The organism is Rhizobium leguminosarum (assembly GCF_004123835.1).
GTDB classification, from domain to species: domain Bacteria; phylum Pseudomonadota; class Alphaproteobacteria; order Rhizobiales; family Rhizobiaceae; genus Rhizobium; species Rhizobium leguminosarum_M.
The window spans coordinates 167,968-182,348 of record NZ_MZMU01000018.1 but is presented as its reverse complement, the minus strand read 5'-3'; the positions used below and the strand labels follow the sequence as shown (position 1 = coordinate 182,348).

Annotated in this window: 10 protein-coding genes; 3 read left to right on the top strand and 7 right to left on the bottom strand. The window is 62.8% G+C overall.

Annotated features, from left to right (window positions below; genetic code table 11):
- Positions 1-306: 306 nt before the first annotated feature.
- Both B5P46_RS25590 and B5P46_RS25585 read right to left on the bottom strand, forming a co-directional pair.
- Positions 307-3,453: an efflux RND transporter permease subunit gene (locus B5P46_RS25590; RefSeq protein ID WP_129421180.1), complete on the bottom strand. Its 3,147-nt coding sequence runs from the start codon at positions 3,451-3,453 to the stop codon at positions 307-309.
- Positions 3,453-4,526: an efflux RND transporter periplasmic adaptor subunit gene (locus tag B5P46_RS25585; RefSeq protein WP_129421179.1), complete on the bottom strand. Its 1,074-nt coding sequence runs from the start codon at positions 4,524-4,526 to the stop codon at positions 3,453-3,455. Before B5P46_RS25585 ends, B5P46_RS25590 begins: the two co-directional genes overlap by 1 nt.
- A gap of 235 nt (positions 4,527-4,761) precedes the next feature.
- Between B5P46_RS25585 and B5P46_RS25580 the strand changes: the two genes are divergently transcribed.
- The 3 genes from B5P46_RS25580 (at position 4,762) to B5P46_RS25570 (ending at position 8,284) form a co-directional block, all read left to right on the top strand.
- On the top strand, positions 4,762-5,448 hold the full coding sequence (locus tag B5P46_RS25580) for a response regulator (RefSeq protein ID WP_129421178.1): 687 nt from the start codon (positions 4,762-4,764) through the stop codon (positions 5,446-5,448).
- 2 nt (positions 5,449-5,450) lie between these two features.
- Positions 5,451-6,755 (top strand): HAMP domain-containing sensor histidine kinase, encoded by a 1,305-nt coding sequence (locus B5P46_RS25575; protein ID WP_129421177.1) that lies wholly within the window; start codon positions 5,451-5,453, stop codon positions 6,753-6,755.
- A gap of 77 nt (positions 6,756-6,832) precedes the next feature.
- Complete coding sequence (locus tag B5P46_RS25570; RefSeq protein WP_129421176.1) at positions 6,833-8,284, top strand: efflux transporter outer membrane subunit; 1,452 nt, start codon at positions 6,833-6,835, stop codon at positions 8,282-8,284.
- 17 nt (positions 8,285-8,301) lie between these two features.
- On the opposite strand, the gene B5P46_RS25565 is transcribed toward B5P46_RS25570, so the two are convergent.
- The 5 genes from B5P46_RS25565 to B5P46_RS25545 are packed head-to-tail and all read right to left on the bottom strand — an operon-like array spanning position 8,302 to position 14,212.
- The gene (locus tag B5P46_RS25565) at positions 8,302-9,138 is read right to left on the bottom strand and encodes an HpcH/HpaI aldolase/citrate lyase family protein (RefSeq protein ID WP_129421175.1); all 837 of its coding nucleotides are present in this window, start codon (positions 9,136-9,138) and stop codon (positions 8,302-8,304) included.
- The gene (locus B5P46_RS25560) at positions 9,135-9,587 is read right to left on the bottom strand and encodes a MaoC family dehydratase (RefSeq protein WP_011654322.1); all 453 of its coding nucleotides are present in this window, start codon (positions 9,585-9,587) and stop codon (positions 9,135-9,137) included. Before B5P46_RS25560 ends, B5P46_RS25565 begins: the two co-directional genes overlap by 4 nt.
- Entirely contained in the window at positions 9,587-11,452 is a 1,866-nt protein-coding gene (locus B5P46_RS25555) for an acetyl/propionyl/methylcrotonyl-CoA carboxylase subunit alpha (RefSeq protein ID WP_129421174.1), read from the bottom strand. The genes B5P46_RS25560 and B5P46_RS25555 overlap by 1 nt, the downstream gene beginning before the upstream one ends.
- 7 nt (positions 11,453-11,459) lie before the next feature.
- On the bottom strand, positions 11,460-13,070 hold the full coding sequence (locus B5P46_RS25550) for a carboxyl transferase domain-containing protein (RefSeq protein ID WP_129421173.1): 1,611 nt from the start codon (positions 13,068-13,070) through the stop codon (positions 11,460-11,462).
- Complete coding sequence (locus B5P46_RS25545) at positions 13,067-14,212, bottom strand: isovaleryl-CoA dehydrogenase (protein WP_129421172.1); 1,146 nt, start codon at positions 14,210-14,212, stop codon at positions 13,067-13,069. Before B5P46_RS25545 ends, B5P46_RS25550 begins: the two co-directional genes overlap by 4 nt.
- Positions 14,213-14,381 lie beyond the last annotated feature (169 nt).

Below are 14,381 nucleotides of genomic sequence, written 5' to 3'. Positions count from 1 at the left end.
TAAGCGCGGTTAAGGAAGTGTAAAGTTTGGTAAAGGTTCTTTCTGCGACGCACGCGAGGTGCGCTGCTGGCAGAAAGCTCTATGCAGCCGAAAGGAACGAGGGCAACTGCAACCAAGGTGATGAGTGCTTGGACTATCGCTTTCCAGAAGATGCAGGACGCGCAGGCGGCACGAGGCCGCCTGCGGGGGATGTACGTCCCGCGGTCTCATTCCGGGGGAGGAATTCGACCGAAGAGGTTGCCATAAAAGCTGCCGGTGCCGCCGGTATCCGGCGCGGCCATCTTGCGAATAACTTGCCAAAAGCAGTCATCTCTGACCTTGCCCTCTCTTCGAAAGCTCTGGCTTGAAGGTGATCGCCGCGCGATCGTTGGATGCATGCGGTTCCAAGTCGGCGGTATCAGGCCCGGTCCGGTGAACGAGGCGCTTGAGCGCCTCGTTGAGGTCGTCGATGAAGGTGAAGATGACAGGGATGACGATGAGGCTGAGCAGCGTCGACATCATGACCCCGCCGATCACCACGATCGCCATCGGCTGCCGGAAGCTGGAATCGCCGCCTGTCAGGCTGAGAGCGACCGGAAGCATGCCGAATGCCATGGCGATGGTGGTCATGATGATGGGTCGCGCGCGCTTGTGGCAGGCATCCACAAGGGCATCGAACCGCGCCATGCCCTGGCGACGCGACATGATCGCGTATTCGATGAGAAGGATGGAGTTCTTGGTCACCACGCCCATGAGCATGAGCAGTCCGATGACGGCCGACATCGAGAAGCTGGTTCCGGTCACCACCAGCGGCACCAGCGCACCGCCGAGCGAGAGCGGCAGAGCCATCAGAAGGGTGAGTGGCTGCAGGAAGTCGTGGAAGAGCAGGACGAGGACTGCGTAGATGCAGAACACACCGATCGCCATTGCAAGGCCAAAGCTCTGGAACAACTCCGAACTGCGCTGAAGTTCGCCCTGTTCGACAAGGGTGACCCCCGGCGGCAGGCGCCGGAGCGCCGGCAGCGCCTGCGCCTCGCGGTTGACGTCGCCCAGGATGCGGCCGTTGAGCTCGACGGAAAGAGTGACATTGCGCATCCGGTCGATGCGGTCGATCTCCGACGGGCTGCCGCCGATCCGGATATCGGCGATCGATCCGAGATCGACATTGCCACTCGTTCCAGCCACCCGCATGTTCTTGATGTCGTCGAGCTTGGTGCGCGTCTCGGTGTTGAAGCGGACAACGATCGGAACCCGGCGCTGCGGCAGGTTGAGCTTTGGCAGATCGGCGGAGTATTCCCCGTTCGTCGCCACGCGCACGGCCTCGGCGACGGCGCTCGAGGTCACCCCGAGCGCTGCTGCGCGGGCGAAGTCGGGCGTGATCTGGATCTCGGGCGCCTGCCTGGCTGCGGTCGATGTCACCGCGCCGATGCCCTGCAGCGTGCGGAGCTGTTCTTCAAGCGCTGTGCTTGCACTGTCAAGCGCGTCGGCATCGTCACTGGCAAGGGTGATCTCCAGCTTCGTGCCGTTGCCGCCGCCGCCGACCGCGACCCGCACACCGGGAAGGACCGAGAGCGCCTGCCGGATGTCGTTTTCGATTTCCGACTGTTTGCGATCGCGCTCGCCGATGGGCGACAGCACGGCGACGATCGTGGCGGATCCGACGCTGCTCGTGGTGCTGGAGTCGGGGCCGCCGCCCGAGGATGCGGAACCGACCGAAGAAAAGACATGTGTCACGTCCTGAAGCTTGCCGATGATATCGGCCGCCTTCCTGGTCGTGGCATCCGTCTGCACGATGGTAGCACCCGGCTGCATGGTGAGCGTGATCTGAACTCGCGCGTCGTCGGAAGCGGGCAGGAAGCCGGATTTCAGGAGCGGGATGGTGGCAAGCGAAAGTGCGACGACGACGGCAGTCACTGCCACCGTGGTCTTCCTGCGGTTCATGGCGGCTTTCACGATTGCCAGATAGGCGCGCATGATGCGGCCGTCCTTTTCCTCGGTCGGATGGGCCTTCATGAAATAGGCGGCCATCATCGGCGTCAGCAGGCGTGCGACGACGAGCGAGACGAGGACCGCCACCGCGGCGATGATACCGAATTGGCGGAATATAAGTCCCGGTATGCCGCTCATGAAGGCCGTCGGCAGGAAGACCGCGACCAGCGTGAAGGTGGTTGCGATGACGGCGAGCCCGATCTCGTTGGCCGCCTCCAGAGCGGCGTCGATCGGCCGCTTGCCCATCTGCAGGTGGCGGGCGATGTTCTCGACCTCGACGATGGCATCATCGACAAGGATGCCGACCACGAGCGACAGGGCCAGCAAGGTGACGATATTCAGGCTGAAGCCGGCCAGGTACATGACAAGGAAGGTCGGTATGACCGACAGCGGCAGCGCCACGGCCGACAGGATCGTCGCACGCCAGTCCCGAAGGAAGAGCCAGACGACGATGATCGCCAGGATCGCGCCTTCGTACAGCATGTGCATCGAACCATCGTAGTTGTCGATGATCGGCCCGAGCGTGCTGTAGGCCTCCTCTATCTGGACGTTGGAATGCGCGGCTGCGAACTGTTTCATCGCCTTGTCGACGTCGGCCGCGACACCGCTGTCCGAAAACCCGTTCGAGCGCTTGATCTCGACCGCGACCACCGGTTTGCCGTCGAGATAGGCCATCGAGGACCGCTCCGCGAAGCTGTCCGTGACGGAAGCGACATCGTCGAGACGAACCTGCTGCCCGTTGGCCAGGGGAATTCTAAGCTCCTTCAGCGCATCGACCGATGCCACGGCGCCGAGCGTGCGCAATGTCTGACGGGTGCCGCCAATCTCCCCAAGGCCACCTGAAGTATCGGCCTGAACCGACTTCAATTGCGCCGACACAGTGGTCGCCGTGACGCCGAAGGCGGCCATCGTTGTCGGATCGAGGTCGACGTGAACCTCGCGGTCGACACCGCCGATGCGGTTGACCTGTCCGACGCCCGGTACTGACAGGAGCGCCTTGGTCAAATCGTTGTCGATGAACCAGGAGAGCTCGGTTTCATCAAGGGCGGCAGACTGGATGGCGTAGGTGACCAGCGCCGAACTCTGCACGGTGACTTTGGTGACGCTTGGCGTTTGCATCTGCGCCGGCAGATCGGCCGTTGCGCTGTCGACGGCGTTGCGGACCTCGTTCAGGGCCGTTTCGCTGTCCTTCTCCAGTTTGAAGGACACGCTGATCGACACAGTGCCATCGGTGATCGTCGTGGTGACGTGGTCGAGATAGCTCAGCGAGGCAAGATTGTCCTCGAGCGTGCGGGCGACCTCCGTTTCGAGCTGCGCCGGCGCGGCGCCATCGAGCGTCGCGGTAACTTTGATGGTCGGGAGGTCCATATCGGGGAAGTTCTGAACCGGTAACTGCTTGAATGCCAGCAAGCCGCCGACGGCAAGCATCGCAAAGAGCAGGATTGCCGGTACGGGATTGCGGATCGAAAATGCGGAAAAGTTCATCAACCTTCTCCCGCAGTCTTCACGAGATCGTTGTCGGACAGAAACGCTCCGCCCGACGTCACCACTCTCGCCGACTTATCTATGCCGGAGACGATCTCGACTTCGCCGTCGTTGCGGCGGCCGGTCTCGATCCGCACCCGCCTTACCCGCTTGTCCTCGCCGGCGGTGAAGACGTAGTTTATGCCGTCACGGAAAACGATCGCTGTCTCCGGAACCGTCAGTGCCGGCGTGGTCCTCAGTTCGATAGTGCCGGTGACATAAAGGCCGGTGCGCGGCTGAACATCCTGGGGAAGCGCGACATAGACGATCGCTCGGCTTGTATTGGTGTCGATCGAAGGTCCGACGAGCCTTACCTTGCCCTGAATGGGACGTCCGTCCGGCCCGTCGATGTCGACGCTCAATCCTTCCGAGATGCGTGAGAGGTAACGAGCCGAAACCTCGGCCTGCCATTCGACCCGCTGCTGGCGGACCAGGCGAAACAGTTCGGTGCCCGACGAGACGACCGCGCCGAGTTCGGCCGATCGCGAGGTTACGAGACCGTCGTCGACGGCCGTGACGGTTGTCTGGTCGAGCTTGATCTTCTGGCTGTCGAGCGCCGCTTCTTCAGACGCAAGACTTGCCGCCGCAGTCTGTTCGTCGGCGAAATATTCGACGATCTTTTCATCCGAGAGGGCGCCGGAAGAGCGTAGCTGCCGAGCCCGATCCGCATTGGCCTTCGCCTTTGTCAGGTTTGCCTTAGCGGTCACGACGGCCGCCTCCTGCTTGCGAAGGTCGGCCTGCACGCTGTCCTGCGACAGCCGGACGAGGGTCTGCCCCTTCTTAACCACGGAGCCGATGTCGGCCAGGATTTCGGTTACGCGCAGACCGCCCGTCTCGGAAGAGACGATGGCTTCCTGCCAGGGCTTCAGCCAGCCGCTTGCGGGAACGGTTTCCGGCCAGTCTCGCTCAGCCGGCGTCACCAACGAGACGGTAAGGGCGGGTGCGGCGGATTGATCCGCCATGGCATTGCGCAGGGGAAGCAGGAGCGCTGCCGCAACAAGAGCGGCAGCGAATATTCTGGGCGATTTTCTCAACGATGCACTCCTTGTGGTCAAAGGCCTGGGTGCCTTTTCCCGATCCGTGCCAACTCGATGAAGGATTGCGGCTCATGATGAGGCAACCCGATCCTGGCTCGTGGTGATGTCATGAAAGGATAAGTAACGGGGTGAACGTTAAGTGCGGTCAAGTTAGTGTTAAGTTAGGTAAAACACGCTCGCGCGACCGTGTTTGTGCTGTATGGCTGACCAGGATCAATGACGGACGAAGTGAATGAACAAGGTTCTCCTCATCGACGACGATGCCGAGCTGACGACGCTTCTGCAGGAATATCTGGTCGAAGAAGGATATGATGTCGTCACGGATACGGACGGGCGCGCCGCGATTGCCGCTGCTGCCGGCAATACGGTCGATATCATCGTGCTCGACATCATGATGCCTCGGATGAACGGGATCGAGGTTCTGCAGAGGATCAGGAAGCTCAGCCAGGTCCCGGTCTTGATGCTGACCGCAAGGGGCGATGACGTCGACAGGATATCGGGTCTCAATCTCGGCGCCGACGACTATGTGCCGAAGCCATGCTCGCCGGGCGAACTTGCAGCGAGGTTGCGCGCCATCCTCCGTCGGGCAGGTCAGCCGGCGGCCGGTCCTTCGACCGACACGATAAGCGCGGGAAAACTCGTGATCCATCCGGGCAGCAGGTTCGCCGAATGGCGCGGCGAGACCTTGGAGCTGACCGGCACGGAATTCAGCCTGCTCGAGGTCCTCGCCCGCAACGCCGGCCAGCTCGTGTCGAAGCAGGACATTTCGAAGCGGGCCTTCGGCAAGCCGTTGACCCCGTTCGATCGCCGTATCGACGTCCATATCAGCAGCGTTCGTCAGAAGCTCGGACTGAGGGAGGACGGACAATCCTGGATCCAGTCCGTTCGCGGCCAGGGCTATCAACTTCTCGTGGACTGACCATGCCCCGGCTTTTCTGGAAATTCTTCACGACGATCTGGCTGACGATGGCGGCGACAGTCGGCGTGATCTTCCTGCTCGTCAATTTTCTCCAGGGGGTTCCTTTTGCGCGCGAACTGGATGAAGAGCGGCGAGCGATCGCCCTGACCCTGACCGCAAACGTGCTCGCAAGAGATGGCGCAGATACCGCCACACATTTCGTGCGCACAAGCGAAGAGACGTTGCCGGCTGGTCTGGCGATTTCCAAAACTGCGACAGCCGGTGCCTGTGCGGTTCCAAAGACCGTCGATACAAGATTCGTCCTGAAGGACGGAGTTTGCTATCGGATTTCCCTGCCGGTTCGGGTCGCTTTGACCTTCGACAACCTTGGTCCGTTCATACCGTGGCTCGCGATCCTGATTTCGAGCACGATATCGGCAGGCGCACTTGCCCGGTACCTCATTCGTCCCGTCGTGCATCTGCGCGATGGCTTGAGCGCGCTCGCCCATGGCCGCTTCGACTTCCGCATCGGGGACAAAATGGCCGGCCGAAAGGACGAGGTCACCGCGCTTGCGCACGACTTCGATTCCAGCGCCGCGCGGCTTCAGGAGCTTCAGGATGCGCAGCAACGGCTGTTCCACGATGTCTCCCATGAACTGCGTTCGCCCTTGTCCCGTCTGCAGGCCGCCGTCGGCGTCCTTCGGCAGAGCCCCGCCAAACTCGGTGCCATGCTGGACCGCATGGACCGGGAGGTCGAACGGCTGGATGCGCTGGTCGGCGAAGTTCTGACGCTTGCTAGGTTGACCGCCGGATCCGGCCTTCCGCTGAAAACGCACACTCTCGATGTCATTGAGCTGCTGAACGAAATCCTCGGCGATGCGGCATTCGAAGCCCAGGCGCGGGACGTCTCGATCACGACGAGTGTCGAGGGCGCCTTCCGCGCCGAGGTCGAAGGTGAGCTGATCTACAGGGCGCTCGAAAACGTCGTCCGCAACGCCGTCAAGTACACGGCCGAGCATTCGCGCATATCAGTGGCTTGCGAGGCGGCGACCGACCGCCTCAAAATCTGCGTCACGGATCAGGGGCCAGGTGTCAGGCGAGACGAACTCGAACGGATTTTCCAGCCGTTCTCACGCGGGAACGAGGCTGTGCCGAGAGGCGGATACGGCCTGGGTCTCGCCATCACCCGGCAGGCCATCGAGCGCCATGGCGGACGCGTGCATGCGTCATTGCCTAACGCCGGAGGCCTGGCGATCACGCTGGAGCTTCCGAGGCGGCCGACGCCCTATGGTTCGGCTGACGATCAAGCATCCCGGGATTTTACCTAACTTTACAGTTTCTTTACCGCCATTAACGCTGGCCTCGCTAAGCCTGACTCTCCGATCCCGGTTCAGAAAGCTCGCCAGTGAGTCCGTCGCTCCGCACCAGACTATCATCCCTCCGCTACGCCACATCCGCCCTTGCGCTCCTGCTCGCAGGCTGCGTCAGCGGCCCGGATCACGTTCCCCCAGAGATGCTGCTTCCCGCCAAATTCGAAGAGGGTGGCAGCAAGAGCAACGGCGATGTCGTGACGGCGCAGTGGTGGACGGCCTATCGCGACAAGCGGCTCGACGGCCTGGTGGCCCATGGCCTCAGCGAGAACCTCGATGTGCTGGAGGCGCTCGAGAGCATCAACTCGGCTTCCGCCAATGTCACGGTTGCCGGCGCCGGCGGTCTGCCGAGCCTCAGTGTCGACGCATCGCACACGGTATCCGGCGAGAAGGGGCGGCTCCGCACGACGGTCGGCACCACCAACACGACAGCCGGCGGGGCCAGCCTTTCCTGGCTGCTCGACTTCTTCGGCCAGTACCGTCGCTCGAAAGAGAGCGCCATCGCCTCGCTTGGGGCCGCCTATGCAACGGCCGACAATGCAAAGCTCACCTTCCTGAAAGACCTGGTCGAGAGCTATGTCGACGCCCGCTATTATCAGCAGCGCATCGCACTTTCGCGGGCGAATTTGAAATCCCGCCAACAGACTTACGAACTCACGCAGCTGCAGCTCAAGGCAGGTGCGGCCTCCCGCCTCGACGTCGTTCAGGCCGAGGGCCTGGTACAGTCGACAAAATCCGACATTCCTGGCCTCGAACAGAGCTTCACCGAATCGGCCCATCACATTGCCACTCTGCTCGGAATGCCGGCGGCCTCGCTGATGGACGAGCTGCAGAAAAGCGCCGGCCAGCCGGTCTTCCGTGGCGACATCCGCGCCGGCATTCCGGCCGATCTCATCCGCAACCGTCCCGATATCCGCAAGGCCGAACGGGAGCTGGCGGCAGCCGTTGCCGATATCGGTGCTGCCGAAGCTCAGCTCTACCCGTCGATCTCGCTCACCGGCTCGATTTCGCCGAGCTGGGTCAAATCATCCGGTGCCAGCGGCGGAACCCTGACCAGCTGGTCCTTCGGACCGACGCTCAACCTGCCGATCTTCGATGGCGGCAAATTGCGTGCGAATGTCGATATCGAAAAATCCGATGCCAGGACCCAATATCTCGCCTGGAAATCGGCGGTACTGAACGGGGTCGAAGAGGTGGAAAACGCGCTGTCGGCCGTTCGCCGCGACACGCAGACGCTCGAACCGTTGCGCAGACAGGTGCAGACGGCGCAGGAGTCGCTTGCGCTTTCGACCACGAGCTACAAGGATGGCGCCTCGTCACTGCTCGATGTCCTGGACGCGCAGCGGTCGGTCTCCGATGCCCAGGAAAGCCTTGCGGCCACCGTGCAACAGGTTGCCAAGGACTATGTGGATCTCTACGTCGCCATCGGTGCCGGCTACCTCAGCCGAGAGAACGCCGCCTCCAAGCAAACCGCAAAGGCGGGCTAATTGGCGGAGCATTTGCTCTATCGCCCGGCCACATCGAGAATGCGGGTCGCAAGCTTGAGATGCGGCAAATCCAGCATGCGCCCGTCAAGCTGGACGACGCCCGCGTCGGGCCTGGCTGCGAAGGCGGCGGCGACTTTCTCGGCCCAGGCGATCTCTGAAGGATCCGGCGTGAAGGCGTGATTGATCACTTCGACCTGGTTTGGATGGATGGCCATCATGCCGGAAAAGCCGTCGCGCCGGGCACGGCCGACATAGGCCCTGAGACCGTTGAGATCGTGGAAATCGGGATAGACGGTGTCGATGGCCGGAACGGCGGCGGCATGGGCGCCGAACAGCACCAGCGAGCGGGCAAGCTCGTAAGGCGGCGTATAACGGCCATCCGTTCGCCGCGCGGTCGCAGCCCCCATCGCGGCCGGCAGATCCTCAGCCCCCCAGGTCAGGCCGCAGAGGCTCGTCGCGACCTCTCGGTAGCTGCCGATCTCGAAGATCGCGGATGGCGTCTCGGTCGCGATCGGCAGGATGGGGATAGCAGATGGAAGAGAGCCTGCGAGTTTCAGCACGGAAGCGGCCCCTTCGGCCTTCGGCAACATGAGCGCGAAAGGATGAAGGCCGCTTAAAGCGGCAAGGTCGTCTTCGAATTCTTGCGAGGCGAGGGGATTGATGCGGATAAGGAGAGGGGTCATGCCGGCATGATGCAGGACGAACTCATGCACGCTCTCGCGTGCTCTCGGCTTGTTTATGGGCGCAACCGAATCTTCCAGGTCGAGAATGACGGCATCGGCGCCTGAGGCAAGCGCCTTGTCGAAACGCTCCGGCCGGTCACCGGGCGCAAAGAGCAGCGAGCGCAGCCTCATGACGGTTTCACCTTCAGCATGGCCGTGCGCAGGCATTGGCAGACGATCTCGCCGCGCTGGTTCAGCGTGATATGCCGGAAGGTGACGATGCCGGCATCGGGGCGGGAGTTCGAGCGACGCAGCTCCATCACCTCCGTTTCCACCCGCAGGGTATCGCCGATGAAGACCGGTTTCGGCATCGTCACCTTGTCGTAGCCGAGATTGGCGACGAGCGTGCCGAGTGTGGTGTCGCCGACCGAAAGGCCGACGGTGAGCGCAAAGGTGAAGGTGCCGTTGACGACGATCCGGCCGAATTCAGTACCGGCCGCATAGTCGGCATCGAGATGCAGCGGCTGCGGATTGTGGGAGAGTGTCGTGAAGAGCAGGTTGTCGGTCTCGGTGACCGTGCGGCGGATGTCGTGGGCGATGCGGTCGCCGACCGTCCATTCGTCGAAATAACGGCCGGCCATCAATCCTGCTCCTTCACAACGCTGACGACGAGTTGATTTTCCGAGACCCTGATACCCAAGGAAACCTGCAGTTTTTCGACGACTCCGTCGAAGGGTGCGCGCAGCGAATGTTCCATTTTCATCGCTTCGACCGTCAGCAGGCGGTCCCCCTTGGTGACACGATCGCCTTCGGCGACATCCACCGAAATGACGAGGCCGGGCATGGGTGAAAGGATCGCGCCATCGCCGGCACCCTGACTTGCCTCGACTTCGCTCGCGACGGGCAGGCTGATCGGCCAGGCGTTTCCGGCGTCGAAAAGCACCGTCGTTTCACCGATCGTGACGGTATTTGCCTCAAGCCCCGGACGTGATTGCCCCCAATGGAGGTGATCGCCGATACGGATGCGCACCCTCTTGTCATCCGCGCCGGCGATGCGGAACCCGGTCAGCGCGGTCCAGGGATCATTATCGGTGTTCTTTAAAAGCGCCGTGGCCGCGCTGTCGATTGCGGTGTCGCTCGGCTCCGTCGCCACAAGCCTGTCGTCATGGCGGTCGAGAAAGCCGGTATCGATCCGAGCTGCGCGAAAATCCGGATCGACGGCGATGCGGGCGAGAAGGCCGGCATTGGATCTGACCGGCCAGACCTCGATGCCGGCGCAGGCGGCTGCGAGCTTCGAAAGTGCCGCCTCGCGGTGCGGCCCGTGGGCGACGATCTTGGCAATCATCGGGTCATAGAAGGCGGTGATGTCATCCCCTTGCTCGACGCCGCTGTCGACACGGACTGTTTCCGGCAGCCGGAGATGTTCGAGCCGGCCGGTCGAGGGCAGATAGCCGGCGGCAGGATTTTCGGCATAGAGCCGGGCTTCGAAGGCCCAGCCGTTCATGGCGATCTCGTCCTGCATTTTCGGCAAGGGCTCGCCGCTAGCGACCTTCAGCTGCCAGAGCACCAGATCCTCGCCAGTAATTGCCTCGGTGACCGGGTGTTCCACCTGCAGGCGAGTGTTCATCTCCATGAACCAGATGCGATCGTCGCGAAGGCCTTCCGAGGCATCGGCGATGAATTCGATGGTGCCGGCGCCGACATAGTTGACCGCTCTTGCCGCCTTGACCGCCGCATCGCAGATCACTGCCCGGGTGGCGGCATCGAGATCGGGGGCAGGGGCCTCCTCGATGACCTTCTGGTGACGGCGCTGCAGTGAACAATCGCGCTCGAAGAGATGCACACAATTGCCGAGCTTGTCGGCGAAAACCTGCACCTCGATATGCCGCGGGTTGCTGATGTAGCGCTCGATCAGAACGCGGTCGTCGCCGAAGGCGGCGGCCGCCTCGCGTCGGCAGGAGGCGAGAAGTTCGGCGAAATCCTCACGCCGGTCGACGCGGCGCATGCCCTTGCCGCCGCCGCCGGCAACCGCCTTGATGAGCACGGGATAGCCCGTCGCCTCCGCCTCGGCCGCCAGCCTCTCTTCGCTCTGGTCCGCGCCCATATAGCCGGGGGTCACGGGCACGCCGGCGGCCTGCATCAATTCCTTCGCGGCATCCTTGAGCCCCATCGCCCGGATGGCGGCGGGCGGCGCGCCGACCCAGAGGATCCCGGCCTTTTCCACCGCTTCGGCAAATCCGGCATTTTCCGAAAGGAAACCGTAGCCGGGGTGGATCGCCGCAGCGCCAGTTTTCCGGGCGGCCTCCAGGATGCGTTCCTGCGAGAGGTAGCTTTCGCGGGCCGGCGAGGGACCGATGGCGATCGCCTCATCCGCCTCCCTCACAAAGGGCAGGCCGGCATCGGCTTCGGAATAGACGGTGATGGTGCGGATGCCGAGCATCTTGGCCGTGCGGATGATGCGGCGAGCGATTTCGCCCCTATTGGCAATGAGAAGGCTTTCCATCATCGGCGCCTCACATCCTGAACAGGCCGAAGCGCGGCCCTTTCGGGATCGGCGCATTCAGGCAGGCGGAAAAGGCAAGGCCCAGCACATCCCGCGTCTGGCGCGGATCGATGATGCCGTCATCCCAGAGGCGGGCGGTGGCATAATAGGGGTTGCCCTCGGCCTCGTAGCCCTCGCGGATCGGCGCCTTGAAGGCTTCCTCCTCTTCAATAGGCCAATTCTCACCGCGCGCCTCCATGGAGTCTCGACGTATGGTGGCAAGCACCGAGGCCGCCTGTTCGCCGCCCATCACACTGATACGGCTGTTCGGCCAGGTGAAGAGGAATCGCGGGCGATAGGCGCGGCCGCACATGCCGTAATTGCCGGCGCCGAAGCTGCCGCCGATGATGACCGTGACCTTCGGCACGCTCGCGGTCGCAACTGCCGTCACCAGCTTTGCCCCATCCTTGGCGATGCCGCCGGCCTCATAACGGCCGCCGACCATGAAGCCGGAGATGTTCTGCAGGAAAAGCAAAGGCACCCGGCGCTGGCAGGCGAGCTCGATGAAATGCGCCCCCTTCAGCGCGCTCTCGGAAAACAGCACCCCATTATTGGCGATGACGGCGACGGGCATGCCCCAGATGCGGGCGAAACCGCAGACCAGCGTGGTGCCGTAGAGCGGCTTGAACTCATGCAGTTCCGAACCATCGACGATCCGGCCGATAACCTCGCGCACATCATAGGGCGAGCGCACATCATCCGGGATGAGGCCGCAGAGATCCTCGGCATTGAGTTTCGGCGGCTGTGGCTGCTTGAGGTCGATATCGACTGATTTCACACTGTTGAGAGTGGCTGCGATATCGCGCACGAGCAGCAGTGCATGTTCGTCATTCTCGGCGACATGATCGACGACGCCGGAGCGGCGGCCATGGGTTTCGGCGCCGCCGAGCTCTTCGGCCGAAATGACTTCGCCGGTCGCGGCCTTCACCAGCGGCGGGCCGGCGAGGAAGATCGTGCCCTGATTGCGCACGATCACCGTTTCGTCGGACATGGCGGGCACATAGGCGCCGCCGGCGGTGCAGCTTCCCATGACGCAGGCGATCTGTGGGATTCCTTCGGCCGACATCTGGGCCTGGTTGTAGAAGATCGCGCCGAAATGATCCCGATCGGGAAAGACTTCGGCCTGATGCGGAAGATTGGCGCCGCCGCTGTCGACCAGATAGAGGCAGGGCAGCCGGTTCTGCAGAGCGATCTCCTGCGCCCGCAGATGTTTCTTCACCGTCATCGGGAAATAGGCGCCGCCCTTCACCGTCGCGTCATTGGCGACGATCATCACCTCGCGGCCGTAAACGCGGCCGATGCCTGATATGATGCCGGCGCCCGGCGCCTCGTCGTCATACATGCCGTTGGCCGCCAGCGTGCCGATCTCCAGGAACGGGCTGCCGGCATCGAGCAAGAGCTGGATGCGATCGCGCGGCAGCAGCTTGCCCTTGCCGGTATGGCGCTCGCGCGCTGTCTGCGATCCACCCTCGCGCGCTTTCGCCGAACGGTCGTGGAGCTCGTCGATAAGCGCCTTGTTCTTGCTGGCATTGGCCTTGAAGCTCTCGCTGTCGCGGTCGATCGCCGTCGAAATCACCGTCATGACGCAATGAGCTCCCGGCCGATCAGGTAGCGGCGGATCTCGTTGGTGCCGGCGCCGATATCGTAGAGCTTGGCGTCGCGCAAATAGCGTTCGACCGGCCATTCCTTGGTATAGCCGGCGCCGCCGAGCGCCTGGATCGCTTCCAGCGACACTTTCACGGCATTTTCGCTGGCAAAGAGGATCGCAGCAGCTGCATCCGTGCGCGTCGCGCGGCCGGCATCGCAGGCCCGGGCGACGGAATAGACATAGGCGCGCGCCGAATTCAGCGCCACATACATATCGGCGATCTTGCCCTGCATCAGCTGGAAATCGCCGATTGCCTTGCCGAACTGTTTGCGATCGCGCACATAGGGCAGCACGACATCGAGGCAGGCCTGCATGATGCCGAGCGGTCCGGCGGCAAGCACAGCCCGCTCGTAGTCGAGGCCGGACATCAGGATCTTCACGCCTTCTCCCTCCCGGCCCATCAACGCCTCGGCCGGCACTGCGCAATCCTCGAAGACCAGTTCGGCGGTATCGCTGCCGCGCATGCCGAGCTTGGAGAGTTTCTTGGAGACGCTGAAGCCGGACAGGCCCTTTTCGATGATGAAGGCGGAAATGCCTTTCGGGCCGGCTGCGGGATCGGTCTTGGCATAGACCACCAGCACGTCGGCGTGCGGCGCGTTGGTGATCCAGAACTTGGTGCCGTTCAGAATATAGCGGTCGCCTTTTTTCTCGGCACGCAACCGCATGGAGACGACATCGGAACCGGCGCTTACCTCCGACATGGCGAGCGAACCGACATGTTCGCCGGAGATCAGCTGTGGCAGATAGCGGCGCTTCTGCTCCGGCGAGGCCCAGCGGCGGATCTGGTTGACGCAAAGATTGGAATGGGCGCCGTAACTGAGCCCCACGGAGGCCGAGGCGCGCGAAACCTCTTCCATGGCGACGACATGATCGAGATAACCAAGAGCGGCGCCGCCGAATTCTTCCTCGACCGTGATCCCATGCAGGCCGAGCGCACCCATCTCGGGCCAGAGCTGGCGTGGAAACGTGTTGCTTTCGTCGATCTCCGCGGCGAGCGGAGCAATATGATCGGCCGCAAACCGCGCCGTCGTTTCACGGATCGCGTCCGCGGTTTCGCCGAGCGAAAAATCAAACATGGCACTCCTCCCGATAGAATATGTAGCGCGGGTTGCGTCGGGTTCAAATAGGCACGCCCGTGCCTCCCTCATGCCTGTCCTCGGGCTTGACCCGAGGGATGTCACAGGCATCCAGCCACCGCGCGTCCGCGCGGTGAATGAATCATTTGCTCTGTCGAAGACAATCTCT

What these genes read in the sequence shown, in the direction of transcription:
- B5P46_RS25575 (WP_129421177.1), top strand. Translation starts at nt 5,451, where the DNA reads ATGCCCCGGCTTTTCTGGAAATTCTTCACGACGATCTGGCTGACGATG.
- B5P46_RS25550 (WP_129421173.1), bottom strand. Translation starts at nt 13,070, where the DNA reads ATGACGGTGATTTCGACGGCGATCGACCGCGACAGCGAGAGCTTCAAG.
- B5P46_RS25565 (WP_129421175.1), bottom strand. Translation starts at nt 9,138, where the DNA reads ATGAGGCTGCGCTCGCTGCTCTTTGCGCCCGGTGACCGGCCGGAGCGT.
- B5P46_RS25580 (WP_129421178.1), top strand. Translation starts at nt 4,762, where the DNA reads ATGAACAAGGTTCTCCTCATCGACGACGATGCCGAGCTGACGACGCTT.
- B5P46_RS25545 (WP_129421172.1), bottom strand. Translation starts at nt 14,212, where the DNA reads ATGTTTGATTTTTCGCTCGGCGAAACCGCGGACGCGATCCGTGAAACG.
- B5P46_RS25555 (WP_129421174.1), bottom strand. Translation starts at nt 11,452, where the DNA reads ATGATGGAAAGCCTTCTCATTGCCAATAGGGGCGAAATCGCTCGCCGC.
- B5P46_RS25590 (WP_129421180.1), bottom strand. Translation starts at nt 3,453, where the DNA reads ATGAACTTTTCCGCATTTTCGATCCGCAATCCCGTACCGGCAATCCTG.
- B5P46_RS25560 (WP_011654322.1), bottom strand. Translation starts at nt 9,587, where the DNA reads ATGGCCGGCCGTTATTTCGACGAATGGACGGTCGGCGACCGCATCGCC.